The sequence below is a fragment of the Actinotignum stranguriae genome, from assembly GCF_051265215.1.
GTDB classification, from domain to species: domain Bacteria; phylum Actinomycetota; class Actinomycetes; order Actinomycetales; family Actinomycetaceae; genus Actinotignum; species Actinotignum schaalii_C.
This window is the reverse complement of the sequence record NZ_JBOZCJ010000012.1, coordinates 42,435-59,939: the sequence shown is the minus strand read 5'-3', so window position 1 is coordinate 59,939 and position 17,505 is coordinate 42,435. Positions and strand designations below refer to the sequence as shown.

The window sequence follows — 17,505 nt, the reverse complement described above, 5'->3', positions numbered from 1 at the left end:
CTGTCACGATCAAGGATGGTGACAAGGTCTTCGATACGTCGAAGGTGACTGTCACTGATCCGGATACTGATGGTGATACTGTCCCGGATTCGCTTGATCAGTGCCCCACGGTTGCTGGGCCGGCTTCTAATAATGGTTGCCCGGCTTGGGGTGATGGTGATGGTAAGCCTGGCGCGGATGTGACGCTTGCGAAGGATCCGGCTAATGGTCCGATTCCGGATACGGCTACGTGTGAAGCTTCCAATGGTGCTACTTGTTCCTTTGATGGGGACGGGAACGTTGTTGTGAAGGTTCCTGGGGATGCTAAGGATAAGGACGAGATTACTGTCACGATCAAGGATGGTGACAAGGTCTTCGATACGTCGAAGGTGACTGTCACTGATCCGGATACTGATGGTGATGGACTGACCGATTCCGAAGAAGAAAAGATCGGCACCGACCCGAACAACCCTGATACTGACGGGGATGGTATCAATGACGGTGATGAGGTCAATGGCACCAAGAACCCGTTCCAGGATGATAAGTCTGATCCGAACGGTAAGCCTGGTAACACTGATCCGCTCAACCCTGACTCGGATGGCGATGGTGTGAATGACGGTGATGAAGTTACCGGCAAGCACAACAACGGTAAGCCGACTAACCCGAACAAGGCCGATACCGATGGTGACGGCGTGACGGATGGGGATGAGAAGAAGGACGGAACTGATCCGAACAACCCGGACACCGACGGTGATGGACTCACTGATGGTGACGAGAAGAAGATCGGTACTGATCCGAACAACCCTGATACTGATGGTGATGGCATCAACGACGGTGATGAGGTCAATGGCACCAAGAACCCGTTCCAGGATGATAAGTCTGATCCGAACGGTAAGCCTGGTAACACTGATCCGCTCAACCCTGACTCGGATGGCGATGGTGTGAATGACGGTGATGAAGTTACCGGCAAGCACAACAACGGTAAGCCGACCAACCCGAACAAGGCCGATACCGACGGTGACGGCATCAACGACGGTGACGAAATCAAGAACGGCACCGATCCGTTGGATCCGAACGATCCGGGTAAGCCGGCACCGAAGCCCAAGAAGGTCAAGAAGACTCTTCAGGTAACTGGTGCGACGAGCGTTGGTCTTGCTGGCACTGCGGCACTTCTGCTGTTTGCCGGCGGGCTCGCGGTGACGCGGCGCCGTAAGGCATAGCTGCTGAACTAATCGCATAGTACAAGCGAGGGGCTGGTAGAGAATCCTCTGGAGGGATTCTCTACCAGCCCCTCCTTGACGGTTGAAGCCGAGTTCACCATTACGAAAGCGACCTCCGCCACGGCCCAGGAAATGCCCGCCCGCATGCACTACGCTGGTGATGCCGCGGTGTGGCACGGCGGCTTCCCTGAGATCGAAAAGGTAGCTCGTCATGTTTGAGACACTGTGCTGCGCCCGCGAATGGACGTTGCGCCCGGGTAGCCTGCTGCGGCGCTCGCTGGTCTGCCTCATCGGCGTGATCCTCACCGCTGTCGGTATCACGGTGGCCCTCAAAGGTCACGCCGGCGTGGATCCCTTCACGGCCCTCCTCCAGGGCGTCAGCCACATCACCGGCCTGTCCTTCTCCTGGGTGGTCCCGGTGGTCAACATCGCCCTCATCGCCCTTATTTTCCCCTTTGATCACAAAGTCCTCGGGCTGGGTACCGTCCTCAACTTCACCCTGGTCGGCGTGCTCGTCACCAGCTTCACCGGCATTCTCGACTCCATCTACGTTTTTACGTATTCAATCCCCGGGATGCTTGCTCACCTCGCCATCGGCCTGGTGATTTTTGCGCTGGGGCTCTCCCTCTACATCACCCCGGATATCGGCCAGGGTGCCGCTGACTGCATCGTCCCCGTCCTCCTGCGCCGCTTCCCGGGCCACTCCTACCGCACCTTCCGTGTGGCCCAGGACTTCATCGTGGTCCTCATCGCCCTCGTGCTGTTCCGCTTCGATCTGAGCAGTGGCGTCATCGGCATTGGCACCGCGATTATGGCGCTGGGAATTGGCGTCGTCGTCGATTTCTTCAACCGCACCGTCGCGTACCGTCTTGTTGGTACGACGGCGTCCTACACGGCACGCCCCGCCCCCGCTATCACCGAGGAATAAGGTGCGGGGGCGGGGCTGCGGCGCCGTCGTTAATTCTGTTCGCAACCGCTACCCGAACCACCTCCGCACCGCGGCCACGATTTCCCGATCAAAGGCATCATCGGAGTGATGCGCCGCGATCCACTCACGGAAGCTTCCACCGCAGGCAACATCCAGATCCGCCCGGCACTGCGCGGTGCGGGTGAGAACCCGGGTGAGCATAGCCGCCGCTGCCGCCGTATCCTCGTCCGGGTAGAAGAAGGGATAGTTCTCCGGCAGGAGCGCGCGTGCCCAGGCCACATCCGGAAACACCCCGAGCGCCCCGGCCCCCAGCGCCTCCACGTAGGACAGCCCGTAGGATTCTTCCGCGGCGGTGGCCAGGAAGGCCGTGGTATGTGCGAGGGCTTCATAATACGAGGTGCGGGTGTCCGTGAGTGGCCCCACGTGCATCCACGGCAAGCGCGAATACGTCATTGCCTTCTCGGACACCAGGTGTGCTTCGTGTAGGCGCATCTCCACCGTGAGGGGAATAAGCTCCTGCACCCTTGTCAGCACGTCCATAAAGAAATCGGGGCGTTTGCGCGGGGACAGGTAGATCGCCGGGTAGAGCACCACCGGAACTTCCGGTTCGCGCCGCTCCTGCACGTGGTCGAGGCGGAAACCGAGATTCACCCAGCCGAGCTTGAGCCGCCCCGCCAGCGGGGGCACCGTCCACTTATTGACCATCTCGCGGATTTCCCCGGCGGTGCGCTCCGAATTCGCGAAAGTGGGGAAGAGCGCGCAAGAAAGCGCCACCGGGGCGATCTCCTCCGCGCTTTCCAGGGTGGACACCGGCAGCCACACAAAATTCATAAGGCGCGGGGCGGCGTGGCCAGCCTTGCGTAGGCGCTCCCACAGGGCTGGAGTGTCATGCACATCCATGGTGATAACCACCGTATCCGGGGCGAGCTCTTCGGCGGAAACCCCGCTGGGGTCAAGCACCATCGCACCCGGGAAAATACGCAGAAGGCGACGCAGCAGGGTGGCACCGGCATCCTGGCCGGCGATATTTCCTTCCGGGCTGATCTGAGCGCCGGACCAATGCACGGCAATATTCATGCCAGGACTCCCTTCTCGGGTTCGGATCCGGTCTCAAACCGAGATTGCGGTTCGAGCGCCGGCTTGGATTCAGGCGAAGATTCAGGCAAGGGCTCATCCAGCAGCGGATCCTCCGTGGAGGCCTGGATTCGCATGCTGTAGAAGGAACGGTAAATAAAGACAAGCGCGAGCGCCCCGAAGCACACCGCCAGGCCGGTGACCACCGCGGTGAGATTCTGGGCGTTGAGACTCACGGCCAGCTCCACGGCGAGCAGCCCGAAGAGCGTCGTGAATTTAATAATCGGGTTGAGAGCCACCGAGGAGGTGTCCTTGAAAGGATCGCCCACGGTATCGCCCACGATGGTGGCATCGTGGAGTGCGGTGCCTTTCGCGTGCAGATCCACCTCTACGATCTTCTTTGCATTATCCCAGGCCCCGCCCGCATTCGCCATGTAAATCGCCTGGTAGAGGCCGAAAATGGCAATGGAGATGAGGTAGCCGATAAAGAAGTACGGCTCGATAAAAGCGAAGGAGAGGGTAGCGAAGAAGACCGCTAGGAAAATGGTGAGCATCCCTTGCTGGGCGTACTGGGTGCAAATTTCGACGACGCGCCGCGAGTCATCATGGGAAGCCCGCTCCGCATTCTTATCCAGATGGATGGAATCCTTGATGAACTCCACCGCTCTATACGCTCCCGTGGTCACCGCTTGCATGGACGCCCCGGAGAACCAGAAGATCACCGCGCCTCCGCTAATAATCCCCAGCAGGAACGGGGCGTGCATAAGGGACAGCATCTCGATCCCGCTGGTCAGCCCACCGGTCAGCCCGATAATAATGGAGAAGATCATCGTGGTGGCACCCACCACCGCGGTGCCGATCAGCACCGGCTTCGCGGTCGCCTTGAAGGTATTGCCGGCCCCGTCGTTCTCCTCCAGCATGAGCTTGGCACGATCCCACTGCGGGGCGAAACCGAAACCGGAGCGAATATCAGCGTCGATATCGGGGAGCGCCTCGATCCGGGAAAGCTCGTAGACCGACTGGGCGTTATCCGTGACCGGGCCGTAGGAATCCACCGCGATAGTGACCGGGCCCATGCCCAGGAAACCAAAAGCCACCAGCCCGAAAGCGAAAACAGCCGGCGCCAGCATGAACTCACCGAGCGTGGCATCCGCGATCACGAAAGCCCCGGCCATAAGCCCCACGATGGTGATACCCAGCCAGAAAGCGGAGAAATTCCCAGCTACCACGCCGGACAGAATATTGAGGGATGCTCCGCCCTGGCGCGAGCTTTTCACCACTTCACGCACGTGCCGCGAGGTCGTGGACGTGAAGACTTTCACCAGCTCCGGGATGAGCGCCCCCGCGAGAGTCCCACAGGTCACGATAGTGGCGAGTGCGAGCCACAGTGCGCCGTCGTGCCCACCCAAAACGAGCCAGGAGATCCCATACACGCAAGCAATGCAGAAAATCGAGGTGAGCCACACGAGTGAACTCAGCGGTTTTTCGAAATTGAGGGTGGTGACGCTGGCGTAGCGGGTAGCAGCCAGGCGCGCATTGAGCCCGTAGGCCAGCGCCGAGGCAATAATCATGGCAACCCGCACCGTGAACACCCACACCAGCAGAGTGGCTTGCAAGGCTGGATCATGCACGGCCAGCACAATGAAGGTCACCAGCGCCACCCCGGTCACGCCGTAGGTTTCGAAACCGTCAGCGGAAGGCCCCACGGAATCCCCGGCATTATCGCCCACGCAATCGGCGATGACACCCGGGTTACGCGGATCGTCCTCATCAATTTTGAAAACGATTTTCATCAGGTCGGAGCCGATATCGGCAATCTTCGTAAAAATACCACCGGCGATGCGCAGCGCTGAAGCGCCCAGCGATTCCCCGATGGCAAAGCCAATAAAGCAGGCCCCGGCCACATCCGCGGGCAGGAACAGCAAAATGACGAGCATCATGAGCAGTTCCAGGGAAATGAGCACCATCCCGATCGACATCCCCGAACGCAGCGGCACCTGGTGCAGCGGGAGGGGCCGCCCGCGCAGCGACGCGAAAGCCGTGCGCGCATTGGCCAGGGTATTCACGCGAATCCCGAACCACGCCACCGCGTAGGACCCGCCCATACCCAGCAGTGAGAACGCCACCACGATCGCCAGCTTGCCCCAGGTGAAACCAACGAGGAACTTGTAGTAGACCACGATAACCGCGGTAATAAAGGCCCAGAGCACCAGCAGGAACCGCCCCTGTTTGACCAGGTAGGCCTTGCAGGTTTCGTAAATCAGGTCCGCGACCTCGGCCATGGCCCGATGCACCGGAAGCTTGCGCAGATTCATATACGTGATGAGCCCGAAGCACAGTCCCAGCACGCACACCCCCACGCCGATGAGGAGCAGCAGCCGGCCGGAGACCCCGCCCACCGCGCTCACACCCGAGAGATCGGGCAGTACAATATTTGCTTCACCTCCGTGCACAGTTGCCTCACCGGCGGGCGCGCTCGCGGAAGCGGCGCACGAACCTAGGGCAACGGGAGCCAGCGTGAGCGCCCCGAGCAGGGGGAGCAGCCGGCGTGGACGCGAGGTGTTCTTGTGTGTGGATACAGAAAAACAACGTCCCATAATTACCTCGACATGAAATGATGAGGCTCCTTTGCCTCTCTTTTATCCTAGGCCGGCTGAGCCACCAGTTTTTGGGACCAGGTACGACGACGCCGCTGCCGCGCGCGCACCACCGTGGCCGCGCAGGTGCGGGTTGGCCGGCGCGCCTAGGCCCGAGGTCCCGCGGTGGGTGGGTTTTCGGTGCGGGTAGGGCGCTTTCGCCGCGGGGGCCTTTCGGGGTGGTTGGGTGGGCACTCTGAGCCGGGCGGGCCGGACCGGGCGTGCCGGACTGGCGAGGCACTATGTGTTTTCAGAGCTGTACTGCATTTGTTGTACATGCGAAGTACACCTTGGGAAAAGTACCCCGCCCCGCCGCCGCGGAGTTTATGCTCGAAGGGCTCGCGAGGCGGATTGTGGATGTGGATTGCCTGGCGGTGGGGTGAGGCATATCGGTATGCCGGTGTCTCGGGTGGGTGTGGTTGGCGTAGTGGTACTGGAGAACATCGGGCCTGACAGAGTGGTACTGCACGACAGAAAAACGGGTACTGGTTGTAGCTCCAGTACCACTTTGTTTGTGATCGTCGCGGGCGCCCTATCGGAGACCGAAAAATGCATCTTCTCGACCTGAGGACGTGTAGAAAGCAACGCTATGACGGTGGGGGCCACAGAAAGCAACGCCAGCGCATGATTTGGAAAACTTAATGTATTTGCTGTTGCATTTTGTGTGGAGCGGAAAAGCGAGACACATGGAAGTGGGACAAAGCACCGCTCCCCGAACGGCGGACCGAAGTCCGAAGTTCGGGGAGCGGTGTTGATGGCCAGTTTCCAGCCCGTTCCAGCCCGGCGGCGACCGCCAGCCTGCGCATTCGGCCAGCTCAGCGGCTGGCGCGGATCCAGCGCCCGGCGGCGACCGCCAGCCCAGCGCCCAGCGCTTAGCAGCAGCCGGTGGAGACATTCTCCTCGTCGAAAGCTGCACGCTGGCGCCAGAACTCGCGCTTGGCGAGCGGCGGATGATCGGGATGCTCACGGGCGTGCCGAGCTACGTATTTCTCGTAGGCCGATTCGCCGGTGAAGTCCCGCCACAGGCTGCGAGCGTGTGTCGCGAAGGCACGAAGCTGGGTAATGAACATGGGCCTGATCTCCTAGCGCTGGGCGGACTCGGAAGAATCCGAGTCGCTGGCAGAGCCCGCCGTGCCCGGTTGCGCCGTCGTCGTACCAGAACCAACGCCCGCACCCTTACGGTGATCGTAACCGGGAATCAATGCCGGATCGCCCACGGCGGCGTATTCAGCCACCACCTTCTTCTCCAACTTGGTCGGGAAGAGCTGGGTGGGTGCGTAGAAGTTGGACTCCCGGTAGGGATCCTCGGAAGTGACGTACTTCTTCGCGGCAATCACCCGGATGATCTTGATCATCGCGCAAACCAGCACGAAGGCCACCGTGGCCAGGAAGATCACGGAGAGCCATCCCTGGATGAAGGTGTTACGCACAATCGCGGACTGGATACCGATGGCTTCGGTATCGCCGGCGGCCTGCGCCTTGGCGAGGGCCGCCTTCGCGTTGGTGTTCTGGGTGAAGTACCCGATGGCGGCGTCGGTGGAGAAAATCTTCTGCCAGGACGCCGCGAAGGTGACCACCAGGTCGAAGGTTGCGGCAATGCCCGGGATCCAAGCCCATTTCGCCCAGCCCTTATTGACCACCACCACGGTGCACAAAATAAGCGCCAGGGCGGCGATGAGCTGGTTGGCTACGCCGAAGAGCGGGTAGAGGGTTTGGATACCACCGCGCGGGTCGGTCACGCCCATGAGCAGCAGCGAACCCCAGGCCGCCACCACCACGGCCGTGGTAATCCACGCGCCCACTCGCCAGGAGGGATCCTTGAACTTGGGCAGCACATTGCCCAGGGCGTCGCCCAGCTGGAAGCGGGCCACGCGGGTCACAGCGTCCACCGCGGAGAGGATGAAGAGCGCCTCGAACATAATCGCGAAGTGGTACCAGAAGCCCATCATGGCCTGGCCGCCACCTACCTGGTGCAGAATATGGGCGATAGCTACCGCGAGGGTGGGCGCACCACCGGTACGCGAGGTGATGGAGGTTTCCCCAACGTCCTCGGCGACCTTGTCGAAGGCCTCCGCTCCCACGTAGGTTTTCTCATTTCCGTTCTCATCCCAGGATTCCCACCGGGCTTCCACCGAATTGCCGTGGGTATCGGTGACCGCGAGGTTTTGCACCGCGGCAGCCGAAAGTTCGGCGCGGTTATCGGTCATCTGCACGATGGCCGTGCCCGCCAGCTTATCGGTGGTGTGCTCGGAGGTATTCATACCGAAGTAGATACCCATATTGAGGGAGGAGGCCGCAGCCAGCGCCATAATTGCCACGAAGGATTCCATGAGCATGCCGCCGTAGCCGATCATGCGCACCTGGGATTCCTTCTGGATCATCTTCGGGGAAGTACCTGAGGACACCGTTGCGTGCATCCCGGAGAGCGCCCCGCAGGCGATGGTAATAAAGAGGAAGGGGAAGAGTTCCCCGGCGAACACCGGCCCGTCCGTATTCGAGGCGAATTCGGTGACGGCCGGCATTTCCACCAGCGGGCGCACGATGAGGATGCCCAACGCCAGCACCACAATGGTGCCGACCTTCATGAAGGTGGACAGGTAGTCACGCGGGGTGAGGAGCAGCCATACCGGCAGCACCGCCGCGAAGAAACCGTACACAATCATGCACCACACGAGGGTGGTGGGGGATAGGTGCAGGAAAGCCTGGCCGAAATCGGATTCCGCCACGTAGCGGCCCCCGATAATCGCACCGAGCAGCGCAATGAACCCAACAATAGACACCATCGTGATATTGCCGGGCTGCACGAAACGCAGCCACAGGCCCATACACAGCGCAATGGGGATGGTCATACCGACGGCGAAAACGCCCCACGGCGAATCGGCCAGCGCGTTCACGCAGATCATGGCGAGCACGGCCAGCACGATCATGAGCATGACGAGGATCATGACCGCGGCCACGGCCCCGCCGATCTTCCCGATTTCATCCACGGCCATCTGGCCGAGGCTGCGCCCGCCGCGGCGCATGGAGAAGAAGAGGACGAGCATGTCCTGGACGGCACCGGCCACGCACACCCCGAAGATAATCCACAGGGTGCCGGGCAGGTAGCCCATCTGGGCGGCCAGCACCGGGCCCACCAGCGGGCCGGCGCCGGCGATAGCGGCGAAGTGATGCCCGTAGAGCACCACGCGGTTTGTCGGGTCGAAATCGCGTCCGTTATTGATGCGTTCGGCCGGCGTCGCGTTGGAATCGTCGGGCTTCATAATGGTTTTTTGAATAAAGAGCGCGTAGAAGCGGTAGGCGATCATGTAGGTGCAGACCGACGTCACCACGAACCACGCGGTATTGACTTGTTCACCGCGATAGAAGGCGAGCATGTACCAGCCCGCAACACCGAGGGCTGTGACGAGGACCCACACCGCGATGCGCGGCAGCGTCCACTTCGTATGCGGTTTTGTTCCGACCGGAACACCATGGCGGTTCCGGATAATATATTTTTCCTCTTCTTCGCTATAGCTCGGAAGAGCAGTGTCAGCTGGTGCACTCATAGCTGAAACTCCATTTATATGGGCCGGCGCGGTCCGCGTGGACGGCAGCGCTGGCATCTTGTGCGGATCCTCGGTTGAGTACCCGGGTGGCGTACGCCACCACATCCGATAATAAACGCGTGCAACAGTAATGGGTTAACTTACGTTCGCGTTAGCGCGCTATTTGTGGGCTAGACCACTAAAATGGTGGCTTGCGGTGATGAAGCACGACGACGCCGCCAGCTGGCCGCGGGCTGGCTTGGGGTGGAAGTGGCGGTTTGGAGCCAGTTTCGCACTTATCGCAAGATGTAGGGGTGGCGGGTGGGTGGTGCCCCTATAGGTAGTGGTAAGCTCGCCCGGTGAGCGCGAAACGCGGTGCCGAAAAAATGTGTTGCACATCATAAATTCGGCGGGCGCGGGGCAAGAGTGGCGCGGCGTCGCCCTTTATGGGGTCGGGCACGGCGTGCGCGGCTCAAAAAACGCACCCGTGTGGCGCACGAAGCACACCGGTGTCATTCTGGCCGACTACTATATGTAGTGTTCGAATTTTACGGAGGCACAAGATGTTGATTGATACCTCAACGACCACGGGGGTAGTCGTCACCAAGCGTGACGGTCGGTCGGTTAGCTTTGACGCCGGTAAGATCTACCGCGCAATCGCGCTGGCAATGAACAGCCAGGGCATCGACGATTACGCATTCGTTGAGGAAGCCACCCGCACGGTAATCGATCATCTTGATGCTGCCAAGCTTGACGTTCCCACCATCCAAACGGAAGTGGAAAACGTGCTCATGGCATCCCGCTACCCGCAGGTGGCGCGCGCCTATATCGAGTACCGCCACGATCGCGATACGGCGCGCGAACAGGCCATGGATATTTCGCGCTCCCTGGATAAGCTCATGCAGCGCGATAAGACGGTGGTCAATGAGAACGCCAATAAGGACTCCACTGTTTTTAACACCCAGCGTGATCTAACCGCGGGTGCGGTGGCCAAGGCGTACGCCCTCAAGTACCTGCTGCCCCCGGCGGTGGCCAATGCGCATATTAAGGGCGATATCCACTTCCACGATCTGGATTACAACCCCTTCCAGCCCATGACCAATTGCTGCCTCATCGATATTGAAGGCATGCTGCGTGATGGCTTCCAGATTGGTAACGCCCGGGTGGAATCCCCGCGCTCCATTAACACCGCTACCGCGCAGATCGCTCAGATCATCGCGAATGTGGCCTCCAGCCAGTACGGTGGCTGCTCGGTGGATCGCTGCGATGAAGTGCTCGCCCCCTACGCGGAACTCAATTACGCCAAGCACCTCAAGGATGCGCAGCGTTGGGTTGCCGAAGATAAGCGCGATGAGTACTGCTGGGAAAAGACGAAGAAGGACATCTACGATGCCATGCAGTCCCTGGAGTATGAGATCAATACTCTCTACTCCTCGAACGGGCAGACTCCTTTTGTCACCCTCGGTTTCGGCCTGGGTACCAGCCGTTTCGAGCGGGAAATCCAGAAGGCAATCCTGACCATTCGTATTAAGGGCATCGGGGCCGATGGCCATACCGCGATCTTCCCGAAGCTCGTCTTCGGGCTGCGCCGCGGGGTTAACCTCAACCCTGAGGATCCCAATTACGACGTGAAGCAGCTCGCTTTGGAATGTTCCACGAAGCGCATGTATCCGGATGTCCTTTCTTATGACCGTCTCACCGAGCTGGAAGGTGATTACAAGGCTCCCATGGGTTGCCGTTCCTTCCTGCCTAAGTGGGTGGATCCGGAAACCGGTGAGGCCGTGAACGCCGGGCGTAATAACCTGGGCGTGGTGACCCTCAACGTGCCGCGCATTGCACTGCAGGCGCGCGGGGATAAGCAGCGTTTCTGGAAGATCTTCGATGAGCGCATGCAGGTAGTTAAGGAAGCTCTGGTCTACCGCGCCCAGCGTTGCGAGGATGCCACTCCGGAAAACGCCCCCATTCTCTACCGCTACGGTGCCCTGGGTATCCGCGCGGAAGAAGGCGATGAGGACGTCACGAAGTTCTTCCACAATCAGCGTTCTACGCTATCCATTGGTTACATTGGCCTGTACGAAGCCGCTACCGCTTTCTACGGCCCCAATTGGGAGCACAATTCCGAAGCGAAGGAATTCACCATGGATATCGTGCGCCGCTTGAGTGCGTACGCTGACCAGTGGAAGAAGGAGTACCCCTACTGGTTCTCCGTCTACTCCACCCCGGCTGAATCACTGACCAACCGTTTCTGCTCCATGGATCGTGAGCGTTTCGGTGCGGTTCCGGATATCACCGCGAAGGATTACTACACGAATTCCTTCCACTACGATGTGCGCAAGAAGATCACTCCTTTCGAGAAGATTGACTTCGAAGCGCCCTACGCGGAGTACACCAAGGGTGGTTTCATCCACTACTGCGAGTACCCCAAACTGACCCATAACACCGCGGCTCTGGAAGCGGTATGGGATTATGCTTACGATAAGGTGGCCTATCTGGGCACCAATACTCCGATTGATAAGTGCTACGAATGCGGTTTCAGCGGGGAATTCGATCCCACCGCGGAGGGCTTCAAGTGCCCGAACTGCGGTAATGATGATCCCGACCGTTGCGATGTGGTCAAGCGGACCTGCGGGTACCTCGGTAATCCGGTCAAGCGCCCCATGGTGCACGGCCGGCATGAGGAAATCATTTCCCGCGTTAAGCATATGGACGGTCCCTGCGCCTAAACTCCTGGGTGTCCGGTGCCGCGTGGTTGAGTGCCGCGTGCCCGGTGCACCCCAGCACCTAAGGCCCCGTGCGTCTTAGCTCTTCGCTGGCGCACTCTCGCAAGGCTCCCCGCACTCGGCGAATGTGCCGGGCGCGGGGAGTATTGTGACTCAGGGACTGTGAAAAGGTAAGGAAGAATGCGAGAATTGCGCCTGCTCTCCACACCTCCGGAAGCTCCGGGGGTGCACCAACCCAAGCGCCCCGGCGCGTGGGATGGGCGGCGTTTGTCACGCAGCTACGTTGCGGATTACAAGCCCTTCGTCATGGTGGACGGGGAAGGGGTGCGTTGCGCCATTTACGTTTCCGGCTGCCCCTTCAAATGCCCGGGCTGCTATAACGTGGCGGCCCAGAGTTTTCGCTACGGTACCCCCTACACGGAAGAACTCGAAGAACGCATCCTTGAGGACTGCGCGAAAAGCTACGTGGCCGGAGTGTCCTTCGTGGGCGGGGAACCGTTCCTCAATACTCCGGTTCTGCTGCCGTTAGCGCGGCGTTTCCGGGAGCGCTTCGGGAATAGTAAAACAATTTGGAGCTGGAGCGGATACACCTTCGAGCAGCTCCTGGAAGAAACCGAAGATAAACGCGAACTTCTTTCCCACGTGGACGTGCTGGTGGACGGGCCCTTTATCCAATCCCAGTTCATTCGTGACCTCACGTTCCGCGGCTCCAAGAACCAGCGCATTATCGACGTGCCCGAAACATTTGCCGCCATGCAAGCCGGGTGCGAAGCCCCGGTGCGGCTCTGGAAAAATGGAGATTACGACTAACGTGACCAGCACTCACCCTGCCGCTCAAGAACCCGCGGCCCAACAGTCCGCTGACCAGCACCTAGGGAACCAGGCCCCCGCGGATCAGCATCCCGAGGATGAGCGTCCCGCGGCCCAGCCGCCGGCAACGATGCCGCGCCGCAGCCGCGTCCTTATTGGAACACTTCTTGCCATTATGACCACCGGGGCGCTCACCGCCTTCTCTATTTTTGTGCGCCCGCTCGCCGCGAGCCGCGGCTGGGCAGCGCCGGATATTATGCTGGCCTTCGGGCTCGCCTCCCTGGTAGTGCCCTTTATTATGATTGCCTCCGGCACGCTCTTGCGGCGCGGTTACGCGGCCCAGATGATGGCGGTGGGCGGTACCTGCTTCGGGCTGGGACATATCCTGGCCGGCCTAGCACCCACCCTCCCGCTGTTCGTGCTCAGTTACGGGTTGGTCACCGGCGGAGGTCAGGGTCTCTTCTACTCGGCTGCGCTCACTAATACCATGCGTTTCTTCCCCGACCGGCGCGGTATGGTGGCCGGTCTCATCACCGCCGGGATGGGAATCGGCCCCATGATTATCGCCCCGGCCGGCCAGCATCTCATTGCCGGCTACGGCGTGCACAGCGCCCTGGTGATTCTCGGCATCGCTTTCACGGTGATTAACGCCGCCGCGGTCATCTTCCTGGTGCGTCCTTTCCGGGAAGAATACGGGGCCTACCTACCTCGCCCGGCGGGCACCGCCGCAGCCGCCGGACCGCGCGCGAGCCTGAATCCGCTCCAGATGCTCGCCACCCCCACCTTCTGGCTCATCCTCGCAATTTTCGTCACGGCTGCTTTCGGTGGCATCATGGTGAATGCCAATATGGCGCCGCTCGCTACCAGTATTGGGTTCGACGCCGCAGCCGCGGCTCTCACCGTCTCACTTTTCGCGGTCGCGAACGCGGCCGGGCGGCTGGCCTGGGGCTGGCTTTCCGACCGCATCGGTATTCCGCTGTGCCTGGTGGCGGTGCTCGGCTGCGCAGCCGGTGGGCTCGCGCTTCTTGCGCTATCCGAGCGCGGGGCAACGGTACTCTTCCTTACCGGGGCCATCCTCGTGGCCCTGGCCTTCGGGGGCACCATGAGTCTTTTTGCGCCGCTGACCATGCAAAGCTTCGGGCCGCGTCATAATGGAACCAACTACGGCCTCATGTTCCTCGGTTTCTCGCTGGCCGCCGTCGTCGCCCCGCGCTGGGCCGCGGCAAGTGCCGGTGCCCACGGCGGTTCCTTCACCCCGGCCCTGTGGGGTGCTTGCGTACTGGCAGCGGTCGGTCTTTTCTTGGCCGGACTTTTCCGCTGGTGGAAAGCGCGCTCACCACAGCGCTGAGCTTTCCCGTAAAGTGAAAGAAACAAGGAGGTAGCTATGGCTCAGCTCTCTGCCCGGCGTATCGGGCATCTTCATTTCACCGCCGTTAATGATCGCGGTGCTAGCGTGGAAATCGGGAAAGGTCCCGAACAATTCACCCCCGGGGAACTCATGCAACTGGCGGTGGCCGGCTGCCAGGCCCTCAGCGCGGATTCCCGTTTCGAGCAGGCTCTCGGGGAGGGCTACCGTGCCACCTTCACGGTGAGTGCGGATGCGGACCGCGAGGATAACCGGTTCACCGCGTTCCACACCGCTCTCGAGGTGGAATTTGCCGATATGCCAGAAGAAGCGCGCGCTGCGCTTTTGGGGCGGGTAGACCGCGCCATTGAGCGGGCTTGCACGGTGGGTCGCACTCTTGACCACCCCGTCCCGCATGACCTGGAGATTCGCAACGCTGCGGATAACTAGGATGCCTTCGGGTACCACGGAGAAAGGACAGCAAGCATGAGTACCGCTAGCTTGAGCGATGCCGGAGTGAGTATCTGGCTGGATGATTTATCCCGCGAGCGGATTGCCTCCGGGAATCTCGCTTCCCTTATTGACACCCATACGGTGCGGGGCGTGACCACGAATCCCACAATTTTCGCCGCGGCCCTGCGCAACGGGGAAAGCTACACCGAACAGGTGGCCGCTACTGCGGCGGCCGGCAAGGATGGCGACGAGGCGATTTTTGACATCATCATTAAGGACGTTCAGGACGCCTGCGATATTTTCCGCCCCATTTATGAGGAATCCGGTGGGGAAGACGGGCGTGTTTCCATCGAAGTTTCCCCGGAGTTGGCGCATGACACCTCGGCCACCGTGGCCCAGGCCCGCCAGCTGTGGGACCGGGTGGATCGCCCGAACGCTATGATCAAAATCCCGGCCACTAAGGAAGGCCTGCCGGCTATTACCGAAGTGATCGGCCACGGGATCTCCGTGAATGTCACCCTCATCTTCTCCCTGGCGCGCTACGGCGAGGTTGTGGATGCCTACCTCGCCGGCCTGGAAAAGGCCCAGCGTTCCGGGCATGCACTCAGCGATATTCACTCGGTGGCTTCGCTTTTCGTTTCCCGTGTTGATACAGAAGTGGATGCCCGTCTGGAGAAGATCGGTACTGAGGAAGCCTTGGCGCTGCGCGGTAAGGCCGGGGTAGCCAATGCTCGCCTGGTCTACGAAATCTTCGAGAAGAAATTCGCTTCCGAACGTTTCACCGTGCTGGCTGCGGACCACGCGCATGCCCAGCGTCCGCTGTGGGCTTCCACCGGGGTCAAGAACCCGAATTATCCCGATACGCTCTACGTTACCGAGCTGGTGGCTCCCGCAACCGTCAATACCATGCCGGAAAAAACCCTGGAGGCCACCGCGGATCACGCGGAGATCACCGGGGACACGGTGCGGGAGAACTACGGGCAGACACATCGGGTTTTCGAGGAACTCGCCGCGGTGGGCGTCGATATGGGCGATGTAGCCGCCCAGCTCGAACGCGAAGGCGTGGAGAAGTTCATCGTCTCCTGGAAGGAACTGAGCGAAACGGTCAGCACCGCGCTCGCGGCTGCCCGGTAGAGCCGGCTGCCCGGTAGAGCTGGCCGCCCGGTAGGGCAGGCTGCCCACGTTTAGCTCGCCGGGTTCTCCGCTTCAGCTTTCGTTTCTGGCTCCGGCTTGGCCTGGGGGAAAGCATCCATCATCTCCCACGCCGAGGCCGCGACCGCGATATCACCCTCCTCAGCCAGGAGGGTGATATCACGTTTGCCCTCCACGAAAGCAAGAGAGGAAAGCACCCGCTCGCCGTTCCCGGCAATCACCTCCACCGATCCGGCATCAACGAGCACCCGGAAGCTCAGCGGGGCCAGTGCAGATTCGCCAGCTCCGGCGGATTCTCCCGCTTTCTTAGCGGCTGTCTCACCGGCAATTTCACCGGCGCGTTCGCCCCAGAGGCGATAGGCCGGTGCCCAGGGGGCAGCCCGGTAGCCCAGATTCTCCACCGCCGCGCCGCGGTCCACCCCGATGGTGCCGCTATTGCGATCCACGATGATGCTCACGGAACTGGCATCCGAACCGATGCGCAACCGCAGTCGTTCGCATTCACCCGTGAGTACACTCACGGAAATATCCGCTGCGGTCACATCCCGGGCGATGGTGAGGGGCGCGCTGGCGGCGAGTGCGGCGTCGTCGTTCCACACACACCGGCCCCGCAAACGCGTGAGGGCAGGGGCGGGCCGTAAGCACAGGTCACCGGACTCAAGAGAGACGCTCATCGGTACCGTGAGCTGGCCGGACCAGCCGTCGGCCGCGGAGGCCGGGGCGCGCCCGAAGCTGCCCATCCAGCCGAAAAGCGTGCGCTGTCCGGCAATGAGGCAGGTCTGCGGCGCGTAAAAACTGTGCCCCCAATTGAGGGTGCGATAGGGCGCGGTGGGTTCAAAGCTTTCGCCAGGCTCCCAGCTGCCCAGCAGGTAGCCGGCGCTATTGACATTGCAATGCGCGAAACCTTCGGGGCGGATGCCCATGGGGGAGAAAATCAGCACCCACGTATCGTCGAGCGGGAAGAAATCGGGGCATTCGAGCATGAAAACCCGCGGATCGGGGTGCCGGTAGAGCACGCATTCGAAGCTCCAGCGCGCCAGATCCGGGGAGGTGTACATCCACACTTCACCGCGGCGGTCGCTGCTTTGCACGCCCACGACCATGCGGTACGTATCGCCGTGGCGCCAGACTTTCGGGTCGCGGAAATCGCGCACGCCTTCCGGGGTGGGTACGACGACGCCTTTCTTCTCAAAGGTCACTCCGTCACGTGAGATCGCCCGGCACTGCGACTGCCCGCAGCTGGCGGCTGGTAGATCACCGATGCCGGGCTGGCTCGCCACAGTGCGATTCCCGGTGTAGAACACCTCGAGGTGCCCGCAGGGGGCCTGGAGGGCGGAGCCGGAGAAAACTCCGTCGCGGTCGGCTTCCAGGGAGGGAGCCAGGGCGAGGGGGCGGCGCTCCCAGGTGGCGCCGTCGCGCGAAACCACATGTCCCCAGTGCATGGGCCCCCATTCAGTGGAGTAGGGGTGGTGCTGGAAGAACACGTGGAGTTCTTCGCCGGTGTGGACAAGGCCGTTGGGGTCGTTGATCCAGCCGGCAGGTGCCGCGATATGGAAACGCGGGTACCAGCGCGGATTCACGGCGGCGGCGAGCTGCGCATTCGCGGCGCGGGCTCGGGCCAGCGCCGCATCGTGGTCGGCGGTGAACTCGAAGGAAAGCGACAT

Annotated in this window: 12 protein-coding genes and 1 pseudogene; 8 read left to right on the top strand and 5 right to left on the bottom strand. The window is 61.2% G+C overall.

Translation table 11 applies throughout. The annotated features are described in order from the left end of the window. The 3 genes and pseudogenes from ACRQEG_RS05595 to ACRQEG_RS05585 all read left to right on the top strand — a co-directional run. Positions 1 to 1,199, top strand: a pseudogene (locus ACRQEG_RS05595) (hypothetical protein); the annotation flags it as partial. Positions 1,200 to 1,274: 75 nt separating this feature from the next. After that, positions 1,275 to 1,418 carry a hypothetical protein gene (locus tag ACRQEG_RS05590; protein ID WP_435733804.1) on the top strand — a complete coding sequence of 48 codons (144 nt, stop codon included), beginning with the start codon at positions 1,275 to 1,277 and terminating at the stop codon, positions 1,416 to 1,418. Then, positions 1,411 to 2,127, top strand: coding sequence for a YczE/YyaS/YitT family protein (locus tag ACRQEG_RS05585; protein WP_320756011.1), 717 nt, complete (start codon positions 1,411 to 1,413; stop codon positions 2,125 to 2,127). The genes ACRQEG_RS05590 and ACRQEG_RS05585 overlap by 8 nt, the downstream gene beginning before the upstream one ends. A 48-nt stretch (positions 2,128 to 2,175) precedes the next feature. On the opposite strand, the gene ACRQEG_RS05580 is transcribed toward ACRQEG_RS05585, so the two are convergent. The 4 genes from ACRQEG_RS05580 to ACRQEG_RS05565 form a co-directional block, all read right to left on the bottom strand. Beyond that, the gene (locus ACRQEG_RS05580) at positions 2,176 to 3,204 is read right to left on the bottom strand and encodes a glycosyltransferase family protein (protein ID WP_320757348.1); all 1,029 of its coding nucleotides are present in this window, start codon (positions 3,202 to 3,204) and stop codon (positions 2,176 to 2,178) included. Then, positions 3,201 to 5,798 carry a sodium-translocating pyrophosphatase gene (locus ACRQEG_RS05575; protein WP_320757347.1) on the bottom strand — a complete coding sequence of 866 codons (2,598 nt, stop codon included), beginning with the start codon at positions 5,796 to 5,798 and terminating at the stop codon, positions 3,201 to 3,203. The genes ACRQEG_RS05580 and ACRQEG_RS05575 overlap by 4 nt, the downstream gene beginning before the upstream one ends. Positions 5,799 to 6,709: 911 nt before the next feature. After that, complete coding sequence (locus ACRQEG_RS05570; RefSeq protein ID WP_320757346.1) at positions 6,710 to 6,907, bottom strand: YbdD/YjiX family protein; 198 nt, start codon at positions 6,905 to 6,907, stop codon at positions 6,710 to 6,712. A gap of 12 nt (positions 6,908 to 6,919) precedes the next feature. Next, on the bottom strand, positions 6,920 to 9,382 hold the full coding sequence (locus ACRQEG_RS05565) for a carbon starvation CstA family protein (RefSeq protein ID WP_435733803.1): 2,463 nt from the start codon (positions 9,380 to 9,382) through the stop codon (positions 6,920 to 6,922). 542 nt (positions 9,383 to 9,924) lie between these two features. Between ACRQEG_RS05565 and nrdD the strand changes: the two genes are divergently transcribed. The 5 genes from nrdD (at position 9,925) to tal (ending at position 15,823) form a co-directional block, all read left to right on the top strand. Then, a complete protein-coding gene (gene nrdD / locus ACRQEG_RS05560) occupies positions 9,925 to 12,084 on the top strand; it encodes an anaerobic ribonucleoside-triphosphate reductase (RefSeq protein WP_435733802.1) in 2,160 nt (719 codons plus the stop codon). Between the two features lie 177 nt (positions 12,085 to 12,261). Then, a complete protein-coding gene (gene nrdG, locus ACRQEG_RS05555) occupies positions 12,262 to 12,891 on the top strand; it encodes an anaerobic ribonucleoside-triphosphate reductase activating protein (protein WP_320757343.1) in 630 nt (209 codons plus the stop codon). Then, positions 12,875 to 14,239, top strand: a complete 1,365-nt coding sequence (locus tag ACRQEG_RS05550; protein ID WP_320757342.1) for an OFA family MFS transporter — start codon at positions 12,875 to 12,877, stop codon at positions 14,237 to 14,239. The genes nrdG and ACRQEG_RS05550 overlap by 17 nt, the downstream gene beginning before the upstream one ends. A 36-nt stretch (positions 14,240 to 14,275) precedes the next feature. Further along, the gene (locus ACRQEG_RS05545) at positions 14,276 to 14,686 is read left to right on the top strand and encodes an OsmC family protein (RefSeq protein WP_320757341.1); all 411 of its coding nucleotides are present in this window, start codon (positions 14,276 to 14,278) and stop codon (positions 14,684 to 14,686) included. A 36-nt stretch (positions 14,687 to 14,722) separates the two neighbouring features. Further along, positions 14,723 to 15,823 (top strand): transaldolase, encoded by a 1,101-nt coding sequence (gene tal / locus ACRQEG_RS05540; RefSeq protein WP_320757340.1) that lies wholly within the window; start codon positions 14,723 to 14,725, stop codon positions 15,821 to 15,823. A 50-nt stretch (positions 15,824 to 15,873) separates the two neighbouring features. On the opposite strand, the gene ACRQEG_RS05535 is transcribed toward tal, so the two are convergent. Beyond that, a complete protein-coding gene (locus ACRQEG_RS05535) occupies positions 15,874 to 17,505 on the bottom strand; it encodes a glycoside hydrolase family 32 protein (RefSeq protein ID WP_320757339.1) in 1,632 nt (543 codons plus the stop codon).

Excerpts from the sequence above, each read along its gene's own strand:
- ACRQEG_RS05585 (WP_320756011.1), top strand. The coding sequence starts at position 1,411 with ATGTTTGAGACACTGTGCTGCGCCCGCGAATGGACGTTGCGCCCGGGT.
- ACRQEG_RS05580 (WP_320757348.1), bottom strand. The coding sequence starts at position 3,204 with ATGAATATTGCCGTGCATTGGTCCGGCGCTCAGATCAGCCCGGAAGGA.
- ACRQEG_RS05575 (WP_320757347.1), bottom strand. The coding sequence starts at position 5,798 with ATGGGACGTTGTTTTTCTGTATCCACACACAAGAACACCTCGCGTCCA.
- ACRQEG_RS05570 (WP_320757346.1), bottom strand. The coding sequence starts at position 6,907 with ATGTTCATTACCCAGCTTCGTGCCTTCGCGACACACGCTCGCAGCCTG.
- ACRQEG_RS05565 (WP_435733803.1), bottom strand. The coding sequence starts at position 9,382 with ATGAGTGCACCAGCTGACACTGCTCTTCCGAGCTATAGCGAAGAAGAG.
- nrdD (WP_435733802.1), top strand. The coding sequence starts at position 9,925 with ATGTTGATTGATACCTCAACGACCACGGGGGTAGTCGTCACCAAGCGT.
- nrdG (WP_320757343.1), top strand. The coding sequence starts at position 12,262 with ATGCGAGAATTGCGCCTGCTCTCCACACCTCCGGAAGCTCCGGGGGTG.
- ACRQEG_RS05550 (WP_320757342.1), top strand. The coding sequence starts at position 12,875 with ATGGAGATTACGACTAACGTGACCAGCACTCACCCTGCCGCTCAAGAA.
- ACRQEG_RS05545 (WP_320757341.1), top strand. The coding sequence starts at position 14,276 with ATGGCTCAGCTCTCTGCCCGGCGTATCGGGCATCTTCATTTCACCGCC.
- tal (WP_320757340.1), top strand. The coding sequence starts at position 14,723 with ATGAGTACCGCTAGCTTGAGCGATGCCGGAGTGAGTATCTGGCTGGAT.
- ACRQEG_RS05535 (WP_320757339.1), bottom strand. The coding sequence starts at position 17,505 with ATGTCGCTTTCCTTCGAGTTCACCGCCGACCACGATGCGGCGCTGGCC.